The organism is Paraflavitalea soli, assembly GCF_003555545.1.
GTDB classification, from domain to species: Bacteria; Bacteroidota; Bacteroidia; order Chitinophagales; family Chitinophagaceae; genus Paraflavitalea; species Paraflavitalea soli.
On record NZ_CP032157.1, the window covers coordinates 2263471 to 2275791 of the forward strand.

The 12321-nt window shown below is 44.7% G+C and carries 5 protein-coding genes; 2 read left to right on the forward strand and 3 right to left on the reverse strand.

The window, feature by feature from the left end; genetic code table 11:
• Positions 1-17: 17 nt before the first annotated feature.
• Both D3H65_RS08400 and D3H65_RS08405 read right to left on the reverse strand, forming a co-directional pair.
• A complete protein-coding gene (locus D3H65_RS08400) occupies positions 18-1280 on the reverse strand; it encodes a class I SAM-dependent methyltransferase (protein WP_119049889.1) in 1263 nt (420 codons plus the stop codon).
• Between the two features lie 15 nt (positions 1281-1295).
• A complete protein-coding gene (locus tag D3H65_RS08405) occupies positions 1296-1739 on the reverse strand; it encodes a hypothetical protein (RefSeq protein ID WP_119049890.1) in 444 nt (147 codons plus the stop codon).
• 241 nt (positions 1740-1980) lie between these two features.
• Here D3H65_RS08405 and D3H65_RS08410 point away from each other — a divergent pair, with 241 nt between their 5' ends.
• Both D3H65_RS08410 and D3H65_RS08415 read left to right on the forward strand, forming a co-directional pair.
• Complete coding sequence (locus tag D3H65_RS08410; protein ID WP_162915492.1) at positions 1981-3480, forward strand: lipopolysaccharide biosynthesis protein; 1500 nt, start codon at positions 1981-1983, stop codon at positions 3478-3480.
• 121 nt (positions 3481-3601) lie between these two features.
• Positions 3602-9373: a LamG-like jellyroll fold domain-containing protein gene (locus D3H65_RS08415; protein ID WP_119049892.1), complete on the forward strand. Its 5772-nt coding sequence runs from the start codon at positions 3602-3604 to the stop codon at positions 9371-9373.
• Between the two features lie 28 nt (positions 9374-9401).
• On the opposite strand, the gene D3H65_RS08420 is transcribed toward D3H65_RS08415, so the two are convergent.
• On the reverse strand, positions 9402-12308 hold the full coding sequence (locus tag D3H65_RS08420) for a sensor histidine kinase (protein WP_119049893.1): 2907 nt from the start codon (positions 12306-12308) through the stop codon (positions 9402-9404).
• Between the last annotated feature and the right edge of the window lie 13 nt (positions 12309-12321).

Genomic DNA, 12321 nt, shown 5'->3' on the forward strand with positions numbered 1-12321 from the left:
TTACCCAACCCTGTCAGCTATTTTTTATATATCTCGATCTTAGGTAATGGGAAGATCAGACCGATACCTTTTTCCAGTGTCTCTTTTTCTCTTTCCAGAAACTCCTCTTTAAAATGCCAGGGCAACACAAGGTAATAATCAGGATTCATAGCCCGGCTATCCGCTTCACTGATAATGGGAATATTGGTACCCAGTGTCATCGCGCCATATTTATCCGGATTTCTTTCCGCCGCATAATCGATAATGGAGTTGTCGATATTGCACCATTGCAAAATAGTATTACCCTTGGTAGAAGCGCCGTAAATATGGATCTTCTTGCCTTCGTTTTTCAGTTTTACGAGTAAAGCATGCAGTTCGTTCTTCAACTTCACGATACGCTCCCAGAAAGCCTGGTAAGGCTTATCCGTATCCAGTTCCAGGTCAAACTCTTTCTGCCTTATTTCGTTCAATAGCTGGATATCTTCAGGACTATCATAGGCTATATTGGCCTCATGCGTGGCAAAACAACGGATACTACCACCATTAATATCATTAAAGGATATTTTAAATAACCGCATGCCGGCCTTCTTTAAAATAATCTCCAGCACCGCTAAGCTATAATACTCCAGATGTTCATGGCAAATGGTGTCAAAGGAATCTAAGCGCAGCATATCGGGCATATAGGACATTTCAAATACCCACACCCCTTTTTGAGAAAGCAGCTGTTTGATCCCTCTTACAAATTCTACAGGATTTTCCAGGTCATAGAACATAGCGATCGAAGTGATCACATCCAGGGTCTTGCTACCCAACACTTCTTCCAGCTTCCTGGAAGGGAAGATATCCTGTACCACAGTTGCATCTTCATCTTTGATCTCCTGAGCTATATCCGAGGGGTCAATGCCATATTTCATCACACCCTTGGGATAAAAATTAAGCAGTGTTCCGTCATTGCAACCAATATCCAGAACGATCGCATCTTTTTTCTTAATAATGGGCACTACAGCATCCACTATCCCTTTAAGGTGGTTACGCATGGTATTATTGGTGCCGGAACGATACCAATAAGCAGCATAAAGGATTTCCGGAGGAACCGAATGTTCCATCTGCAGCAAACCGCAGGCATTTTCGTCTTGTTCCGGATTACAACGCACCAATGTACAGGGTATCTTACGGGTAGAAGGCATTTCTTTACCCGGTTTTATAAAGGATCCCTGCAAATATTGCGGCCCCAGGTCAATCACATTCTTTAAGGACGAAGATCCACAGACACGGCAGGTTGTTCTTGTCTTAATATGCATAAAAACAATGAGTTATTAGCTATTTTTAACTTTTACAAGTTCGATAAGCTGGTTATTAATGGAATCGATGCACTTATTCCGTTCAAGGTTCAGTACAGCTAGTTGCTTTACTACTTTGTCCTTTTCGTCCAGTGCCACTTTTTCAAACTCATACACTTTTTCCTGTTCATGCCAAAGCCGGCAATTTACGTCCGCCAATTGGTAAAAGACTTCTCCGATATGGCCCACCACTTCGGCTACTTCATTACCTTCTTTTTTAAAGACCTTATTAGCGGCAAAGCTCAACCTGTTGAGAGGGATCTGCCCGGAAATGGCCTGGGCAACATATTCATTAATTTCCTCCTGCAACAAAACAGCTTGCTCCTGTAAGCTTTTCAGCCTTTGAGCGTCTTCTGTATGATATTCCTTCAATTTAACGATCGTAAGCTTGTCACACAACATGCCTAAAGTCTCTGCCATAGCGCGATTTAATTGGGTGCGAAACTAAGAATAAATAGTAAATAAACTCACTGGAGAAGCTGAAATTATAAAATCATAAAACCGCTTTCATAGCTTTCCAAGATATTGGTTCTAAATGAATAATCAAAGTAGCAATCAAAAATTATGCAGCAATCCATCGCCGGTGCCTTGGGCTGCTCTTAAGATAAATACCTTATTTTTACCGCTAAACTATAGCAGGCAAAATCGACCGGGCACAATCATGGGACAGATACGCAAACAAGTTATTCAATCCTCCTTTCTAGCTTATATCGGTTTCGGAGTTGGTGCCATCAATACCTACTTATTTACCCGGCAAGGCATATTTACCCCAGAGCAATTTGGCCTTACTCAGGTGATTATCAGTCTTTCGCAGATACTCGCTCCACTGGCCTCCCTGGGGATGACCGCCTTTATCAATCGTTTTTTCCCTTACTACTTTGATCGGCTGCCAAACAAGAAAAACGATATGCTTACCATAGCTATCTTATTCAGCAGCATTGGAGCTATATTGGTATTTAGTGGCTGCTTACTATTCGAGCCATTGGTGATCAAAAAATTCCAGAGCAGATCGGCTTTGTTGGTAGAGTTTTATTACTGGGCCTTGGTCTTTTCTTTTTTTTATTTATGCTTTACCATCCTGGAAAGCTATATGGGAGCTTTGAAAAAAACAGTATTGCCCAATTTTATGAAGGAAACAGCGTATAGGATCTGTGTTTTTGCGCTCATTATCCTGTACATGTTTCAAATAATCCCTTTTAGCATTTTTGTCATTCTCTTTTGTTGTATTTACCTGCTGATAGTCGCGATCATCATTTCTTACCTGTTTTTTACCCGGCAATTGCATGTAAGTACCAGTTTCAGCAGCGTTTCCAGGCGATTGAAAAAGAGTGCAACTACTTATGTGGGGTATGTTTATGGAGGTTCGGTCATTATTAACATGGCCCGCCAGGTGGATACATTAGCGTTGGCAGGAGCCCAAAACCTGGCAACTACCGGCATTTATTCGCTGAACCAGTATGCAGCAGCTATTTTGCAGGTACCATTCCGCGGGGTACAGGCCATTGCCGGCCCGCTGATTGCCCAGCATTGGAAAAATAAAAACCTGACAGAAATCAAACGTATTTATCAACGCTCGTCCATCAATTTGTTACTGATCGGTAGCTTTCTTTTTATCAATATCTGGCTCAACTATGATGATGGATTAAAATTTCTACATATAGATTCCCAGTTTGCTACCGGTAAAATAGTATTCCTCCTGCTGGGATTGTACAACCTGTTTGAACTGGGCACAGGCGCCAATGCCGTATTGATTGTCACCTCTCCGGCCTGGCGATTTGAATTTTACGCAGGAGTGATATTACTGGCGCTTTCTATCCCATTAAATATCCTTATGGCTAAGTATGTAGGCATAGAGGGGGTTGCATTCGCCACCGCAGGTACCCTGTTTGTCTATAATATATGCAGGCTGGTATTCATAAAGCGTCGCTTCAATTTAACCCCATTCACGATCAAAACCCTCTATGCCTTGCTCCTGGTTACCGGCAGTTACCTGCTCACCTGGTTTTTGTGGCAGCATATTCACGGGTTGGGAGGCATCCTGCTGCGGTCGGCGATGTTTTCCATCCTCTTCTTTGCCGGTATTTTTTACTTCCAGCTTACTCCCGACCTGCCTCAGTTTATAGCGGTCGTAAAGAAGAGATTGAACCGGAAAAAGCCCTAACCTTGCACAGTTATGTACCAAAACTGCACACTTACTGCTCAAAACGACACACTTACGGGTTTGATGGGTAGTAATAAAGGATTTTTATTATTTTGGGGTAAACACCCTAACCCTGGCCCTCATGATGCGTCTTTCGGTCACCTTACTGCTTTCCCTGCTTTATAGTACTTTTTCTTTCGGCCAGGTAAACCTTACGCAAGGCCTGATGGCTTACTATCCATTCAATGGCAATGCCAATGATGTTTCCGGCAACGGAAACCATGGACTTATCAGAAATGGCACAACGCTTACTGCCGACCGGTTTGGCGCTCCTAATAGTGCCTATTATTTTGATGGAATTGATGATTTTATCCTGGTACCCAACTCCTCTACACTCAATCAGTCGCAGACCATGACCGTAGTGGCCTATTTTTACCCCGAACAAAACGGCACCCAAACCATTGTCGGTAAAATTGACTATAACCAACCATCCGGCACCCAGTTTCAGTTTGCTATGGACTATGCCCCGCAGCCAGGTATCTTGTATGGGGTAAATCCCTCAAATAATGGTTGTGTAGGCGCCGGCGCCAACGGAGCCTACGTAAGTACCGGAGGCAGTGTGACGCTTAATCAATGGTATTGTGCAGTAGCCACCTTCGACAAGGGAGTGATGCGGTTTTACGTAAATGGTACGCTCATTCAAACCACCAATAGTGGCTTCACCACCCTCAACGCCTGCGCCAATGCTACCATACAGATCGGCTCCTGGTGGAGCGGAGACCCGCAACGGTTCAAAGGCAAAATAGACGATGTTCGTATCTATAACCGGGCATTAAACCAACAAGAAGTAGTGGCCTTATGCCCGCTGCAACCTGCAAGCGTAGTGGCCAGTTTCAGTACCCCCGATACCGTGTGCGTTAGTAACCCCGTTAATATTACCAATACAACTGTTGGGGCCACCAGCAATTTCTGGAACTTTTGTGTGGCTGATTTAAACCAGGCACCAACAGGCGTCAACCTGGGCAATGTAGGAGGCAATCTATCCGCTCCGGTCTTTATGGACTATGTTTTTGACAACAACAATTATTATGGTTTTTCTATAAACTGGAACCCTGGCAGCCTCATCCGGTATGATTTCGGTAACAGCCTGCTCAACACCCCTACTACGGTGAACCTGGGTAATTTTGGCGGTATTATTCCACCGGCAAACAGTGCAGAAGGGATCCAGGTGGTAAAAAATGAAGGACGCTGGTATGCTATTATTGTAGGTGGTTACGTCGGCGGAAATCCTCCCAGAGTATTGAAAATAGATTTTGGAGCAATGATTACCAATCCATCGCCCGCCGCAACAGATTGGGGAAATCTCGGCAATATGGATCAACCAATTGACTTGCATGTATTCCAGGAAAACAACAATTGGTATGGGTTGACCGTCAATGCCAACAACAATTCCATTACGCGTTTTAATTTTACCAATAGTTTTAATAACACCCCTACGGGGACCAACCTGGGTAATATTGGCAATCTAGCTTATCCTACCGGCATTTTTGCGATCAATGACAATGGTATTTGGAGAGCATTTATTACCAATGCAGGTGATATTACAAGGTCAGGTGGTGTGTTTTCATTAACAAGGCTTGACTTTGGTTCATCCCTGCTTAACACGCCTACTGGTGTAAACCTCGGAAACCCAGGGAATGTATTACAGCATCCAAGAGACCTTACGATCATGAAGTCATGCGGACAGATCATTGGTTTCGCTGTAAATGGACATGTAAATGACCGGTCATTGGTAAAACTTGACTTTAACAATAACCTTTCAAGTATACCCACTGCCAATTCCCTGGGCAACATCGGCAATCTTGGTTTCCCACATTCTATTTCCAAATTATTTCGTGTAAACGAGGATCTTTATAGTTTCATCACCAATGTAGATAACAATACGGTTACCAGGCTGCGCTTTACCGGCTGTAATAATGCCAGCATTCCCAGCTCAATGGCTCAAACCCCTCCTCCTATCACCTATAATACACCTGGCACCTATAATATAAACCTCACTGTAGATGATGGCCTACCTACCCAATCAGCTTTTTGCAGACAGGTGGTGGTATTGCCCCCTCCCGTGGCATCGCCCACACAACGCATTAATCTTTGCACAGGCACCAATAATATCAGGATTGGCACAGGCACAGGGCAATCTACTTACTTATGGAATACAGGCGCTACTACCGATTCTATCACTGTGAATGCCCCCGGAACCTATTGGGTAGAGATCAACCGGTTTGGCTGTTCGGTTACTGACACTGTTATTGTAAAAGCCATTAATTGCATGGCTACAGCCGCCTTCACAGCTCCGGACACAGTTTGCGTTAAGAATCCTGTTGTCATTACCAACACCTCAGCAGGTGCCAGTTCTTACTTCTGGAACTTTTGTGTGGCAGACATAAGCCAGCCACCGATAGGCACCGATATGGGTAATGTTAGCAATACGTTGTCCCAGCCTGTATTCATGGACTATGTTTTCGTCAACAATAACTATTATGGCTTCGTGGTGAATCACCTTCCGGGAGGATTGGTGCGGCTGGATTTTGGGAATAGTTTGCTAAATGCGCCCACCGCAGTCAACCTGGGCGGCTTTGGCGGACTTATGCCTGCAACAGGCGGAGCAGAAGGCATCCGCGTAGTACAGAATAACGGGAAGTGGTATGCTATCATCGTAGGAGGCTCCAGTGCCAACTCAACCCTACCCCGGATATTTAAGGTTGACTTCGGCTCCAATATTACCAATCCGGCACCTGTAGCCACCGATTGGGGTAACCTTGGAAACATGGAGCAACCCATTGACCTTGATCTGTTCCAGGAAAACAATAACTGGTATGGTTTCACGGTCAATGCCATCAATAATACCATCACCAGGTTCAACTTTACTAATAGCTTCGACAATACACCTACGGCTGTCAACCTGGGCAATATCGGCGGGCTTAATTACCCCACAGGCGTCTATACCATCAACGACAATGGCAGTTACAGGGTATTTGTGTCCAATGCAGGCAATGGAGCTTCCCTAACAAGACTGGATTTTGGATCATCTTTGTTAAATACACCCACTGGTGTTAATCTGGGTAACCCCGGCAACGCAATGGTAACTCCCAGGGATCTTACCGTTATGCGGTCATGTGGACAAATTGTAGCTTTTGTGGCAAATGGCCAACCGGGCTACGGCAACATTTCCAGTTTCAATTTCAATAATGACCTCTTGTCTACACCTACCGCGGCTTCATTAGGCAATATTGGCAATCTCAATTTTGCCCACTCTATTTCCAGGCTTTTCAGGGTCAATGAAGATATTTATGGGTTTGTAACCAACGTAAGCAATAATACGATTACCCGCCTGCGCTTCCCAGGCTGCACCAATGCCAGTATTCCCAATTCAACAGCCCAGGATCCACCACCCATTATCTATAATACTCCAGGCATTTATAATATTAACCTCACCGTAGATGATGGGCTGCCTACCCAAGCTACCTTCTGCAAGCAGGTGGTAGTATTGCCTGCTCCGGTTCAGTCACCTACCCAAACTCTCTCCATATGTACCGGCGGAAATATCAAAATAGGAAGCAGCGCCAAAAAAGTAAAATACCTGTGGAATACTGGCGCCACCACCGACTCGATAGCCATTACCCAACCAGGCACCTATTGGGTAGAGATCAATAGTTTTGATTGTAAAATAACAGACACCTTCAAAGTAGTGTTGAAGCAGGTATCGGACTTTACTTTCAGGCAGGATGTATGCAATCCCTCCGTTGTTCAATTTACCAATGCAGGTACCGGCACGCTCAATCCCTGGTGGGATATGGGCGATGGAGTAATTATTACAGGCAATGTGAATCCCAACCATACCTATCCTGCTTTGGGTGATTACAAAGTACGGTTCAGTGTATCAGATGGTGCCTGTACCGACACCGTGACCAAGGTCATTTCCATCAATGTGATCAAGGAGGATATTATTCTTACGACCGATACCGTGATTTGCTACGGAACCACCAAACAACTAAGAGCTAAACCAGCCTTGAGCTATTGCTGGTTTCCTACTACTTACCTGGATAACCCGGCTGCGCAAAATCCTGTTACCAACACGCCACAGGATATTACGTATTATTTGAACAGCTCCATCACCGGAAATAACCTGATCACAAACGGCGATTTTTCTGCCGGCAATACAGGATTTGCGTCAGCATATACCTACAGCCCTGGCAACAGCACTGTGGTGGGCGTTTACGGTATCAGCAACAATCCATCTTCCTGGAACTCCTGGGCAGCTGCATGTACTGACCATACCGGTTCCAATGGCAATATGATGGTATTTGATGGCGCTAATGTTCCCGGACAAAAAGTGTGGTATTCAACCATCGCCATTACTCCCAATACCAATTATGCCTTTTCCTGCTGGATACAATCCATTTTCGCCACCAATCCGGCAAACTTGCAATTCTTTATCAATGGTAAATTATTGGGGAACGTTTTTGCAGCCAGCAGCACTACCTGCCAGTGGCAGCAGTTTTATGAAACCTGGAATTCCGGCAATAGTACCACTGCTGAGATTGCTATTATCAATCAAAATATTAATTCCTCAGGCAATGACTTTGCCTTAGACGATATTTCCTTTGCACCTGTATTTATTAAGCAGGACAGCGTAGTGATCAAAGTAGAAAAACCAGTGGTTAAAACAGTGGGCGATACCACCATCTGCAAAGAGAAAACGCTTACCCTGCTTACTACTGGCGCTTCCACTTATAGCTGGTCTCCCGCCACCGGCTTATCCAATCCTGCCATTGCCAGTCCCGTATCTACCCCGGCTGCCAGCACACAATATATTGTTACAGGCATCACCATCCATGGCTGCGTGGCTAAAGACACCGTAGTGGTTAGTTCCTTTCCCAAGCCTGCCATCACCAAAACTCCTGATACCCTTGTTTGCCGCAACACCAGCTTCCCGTTGCTGGTTGCCGGCGGAGCCTCTTACATATGGTCACCGGCTGGTCAATTGAGCAATGCCAACAGCGATCACCCTGTATCAATAGTTGGAACAGAAAACATTACCTACAAAGTGGAAATTACCGATAGCCATTCCTGTAGCCACCTTGATTCTGTTCAAATAACCGTGCGCCCCTATCCGCTTTTTACAGCCACCGGCAACAAGGCCATCTGTTATGGTAATAGCCAGGAACTGAAAGCCACAGGAGGGGATGTTTACCAGTGGTTGCCGGCTAGTTTCCTCAACGATCCTCACTCACCTACCCCGGTAGCAACTCCGGACGCAACTACCCTATTCAGTGTTTATATCCAGGAGAGTACCTGCCACTTTGATACGACCATTAACATGCGGATCACCGTTAATCCCAACCCGGTGCTTACCGTAAACAAGGCCAATGATGTGAATTGCAACGTGCCTACCGCACAATTGAACGCTACAGGCGCTTTGCAATATGCCTGGAGCCCCGCATCCGGTCTCGATGATCCGCGTAAAGCCAATCCGGTAGCCGCTATCGACACCACCACAAATTACGAGGTGAAGGGTACTAACCAGTTTGGTTGTACTACCAGTGCCTTTGTACAGGTAATGGTCACCAAAGACGGCATACCAAGGTTTGTAGCACCCAATGCATTTACGCCTAATGGTGATGGGAACAATGATTGTTTTGGCATTAAACGGTGGGGCAATGCAAAAGTGGAGGAATTTATTATTTATAACCGGTGGGGACAACGCGTATTTCAATCTACCAACAACATACAATGCTGGGATGGCACATTGAAGGGAAAGCCATTGGATGCAGGAGGATACGTGTATGTTATCAAAGCAACCACCTTGTGCGGACAGGTAAGCCAAAAAGGCATGGTGATGCTGATAAGGTAACCCTGCATTACCACGGCTGCCACCACTATTAGCTACTTCTGCCAGCGCTTTCCAGGGGAAACCGGAGGATCACCCGCGTACCGGCAGGCATATTATCTATTGCAAGGTCTTCAATTTCGATCAGTACAGGAACTGCATTGTTTTTATTGAGCATCTCAATGCGTTTTGCCGTGAGTGACATCCCCTTCGACTGGTACTCGATCGGCATCTCACTTTTATACTGACCGGCTTTATTGCGCCCCACCCCATTGTCTTCCACCTGGCATATAAGGTAATGCTCATCGAGGCTGAAGGAGACCCTGATATGCCCCTCTTTATCCTTGCGATAACGCACTCCATGCCGGATGCTGTTCTCTACATAAGGTTGCAGGATCATAGGTGGAATAAACCAGTCGGAAGTATCTATATCGGGCGATACAGTTATGCTATAGGAGAACTTGTCCTCAAATTTCGTTTTTTCCAACTCCAGGTAGGTGGTCAGGTAGCTGACCTCTTCATAGATACTGATCTTGGTCTTGGAAGATATATCCAATGTAAGGCGAATAAGCCGGGAAAATTCCGTAATAAATTTATTGGCGCCCAGCAGGTCCTTGTCTATTACGTACTGCTGCACGGAGTTGAGGCTGTTAAAGATAAAATGGGGATTCATCTGCGCCTTCAGTGCCATCTGTTCCAGTTCCGTCATCCGGTTGCTGATCTGTATCTTTTCATCGTTTTGCCTGCGTAGCTTTCTGAGACGGGTATGTACGAAAAGCCATATGAAGGCGCCCGCCAGGATCAATATCAGCGCCCTGAACCAGTTTTTCTCCCACAATAACTTTTCCACGCGGAAAGGAATATGCATCATATCACTTTCCACCCCAAACTTATTGGTGGCTATTACCTGCAATTCATAATCACCTGAAGGCAGGGAAGGATAACTAAGAAAGGTTTCCCGGGTAGTTTGCCAGTCATCATTGAGTCCCACGAGGCGATACCGGTAGGTAATGTCACCCGCCGAACGGTAAGAAATACCCACATAATCAAACCGGATGGCATTGCCCCTCGGAGGCAATGTAAATCCTAAAGTGTCCTGGGGTAATTGTCTATTCATCGCCTGGACACCCATCATCCGTAATTTACAAAATGAGTTGAGCGATATTTTATTGGCATCGAAGGTAGTAAGCCCGGCGGGGGTACCTACATACACCCTGCTTCCGTCCACATGGATAGCATTAATAATATTGGATATTAGACCATCAGCATTGGTAAAGGTTGTAATGTTGTAATGCTCCTTTCGCCATGCTATCCTGTTGAGCCCTTTATCAGTACCTACCCATACTTCATTGGCGGCAATAAACACATTGCGACAAATATCACTGGTCAATCCATCTTTCTGGCGAATAGACCAAACTATTTTTCCATCCTTGTATCCGATCAATCCATGACTTTGGGTAGCTATCCATAAAATACTATCGGATGAACCCTCCATATCAGCTATCCGGCTACGGAATAGTACCTCCCTCTCCCCCAGCCAGGTGTTGTTTTTTTTACTATCAACGATATATAGTCCATTTAAAGTACCATTGTAGTAAACGCCGTTTTGCCTATAGGAACAGGTTGATCTCATATCTGTTCGGAAATTTTTATAGGAATGCTCATTCAATAAAAGGATCACGCCGCTTTGCATACTTACCAACACACTATCGCCGAGGATCTGCATGGACTTAATAGATATCCCATCAGTATTCCCCCATCCCTTTCCGTTCATGGTATAGACCCCAACATTGGTACCCAGCAAAATAAAGCCTGGCTTCCATTCGGCCATTGACATTATCCTGGTATTGATGCCAAGACTACTCATACTATGAGACCGCACCTGCCTTGTATTGAGATTAATATCGAACAGGAATGATTTTTCGGAACCAGCATATAACAGGGAATCAAATTTATTGATACTGAAAATGCCGAGATAATCTTTATTATTTTCTGAAAAAGAGTAATTCATGAACTCAAAGGAACCAACCCGGTAAATACCTTCACCGCCCGTCAGGAACCAATGGTTTCCCTCCCTGTCCTGAAAAGCCCAATTAATGGTTTTCCCCTTTAAAACATGCAGGGTCAATTTCCTTTTCTTTAGATCATAAAAGAATGCGCCATTACCCGTATTCATTGAACACAGGGTATCATTCAACAAAGAGAAGTTAATAAAAGCTGAGGGGAAAGCTACAGAACCTGATAATGCAGCAGCCTTTGCTTCAAAAACAACACTATCCGCTTTCCGGTATACGTGTAAAGAAGAGAATAGCTTGTTGTTGCTGATAGGCAGGTAAGGAAACAGTTCCTTTGTTATGACAGTACCTTGCGGATCAAAGGAAAGAATCCAAGTCTTGTCTCCGAAAAATTGCACACAAACTTTAAAATTCCCATCAGCGCTTAATGCAGCCGTCGCTGTTAAAATTGAATATCCATTATATTCCTTTATGACTTTGATCTGCTGATGTTTATTGACAAAAATGATGGACTTCGCTTCTACCAGCATTAGATTTCCCTCCCTGTCCTCAACTATTTCCCCTATATTTCCGGCAAAGGACAACCTTTTTAGCAGAGAATCATTTTCCTGGTTATATATCTTTCCATTCCAATAGTAACAAATAGCATTTTTAAAAGGCATCATCCATACCCTGTTCCTGGAATCAACAAAAAACTTTATGATTTCATTGTCCGGCAAACCATCTGCCATACTAAAGTTCCTGAAATGCGTGCCATCGAAGCGGCTTACACCCGTTTCGGTAGAAAACCACAAAAATCCATCCTTGTCTTCCACCCCATGGTACACCACAGAGCCTGCCAGGCCGTCTTTTACATCATACCGGGCATAGCTGTATTCCTGTGCAGAGACAGTGAGCGAACAAATAAACAACAAAAAAACAGTGAACAATATGCTACCCCTCATGCCTGGTAAATTG

What these genes read in the sequence shown, in the direction of transcription:
- D3H65_RS08410 (WP_162915492.1), top strand. Translation starts at nt 1,981, where the DNA reads ATGGGACAGATACGCAAACAAGTTATTCAATCCTCCTTTCTAGCTTAT.
- D3H65_RS08420 (WP_119049893.1), bottom strand. Translation starts at nt 12,308, where the DNA reads ATGAGGGGTAGCATATTGTTCACTGTTTTTTTGTTGTTTATTTGTTCG.
- D3H65_RS08415 (WP_119049892.1), top strand. Translation starts at nt 3,602, where the DNA reads ATGATGCGTCTTTCGGTCACCTTACTGCTTTCCCTGCTTTATAGTACT.
- D3H65_RS08405 (WP_119049890.1), bottom strand. Translation starts at nt 1,739, where the DNA reads ATGGCAGAGACTTTAGGCATGTTGTGTGACAAGCTTACGATCGTTAAA.
- D3H65_RS08400 (WP_119049889.1), bottom strand. Translation starts at nt 1,280, where the DNA reads ATGCATATTAAGACAAGAACAACCTGCCGTGTCTGTGGATCTTCGTCC.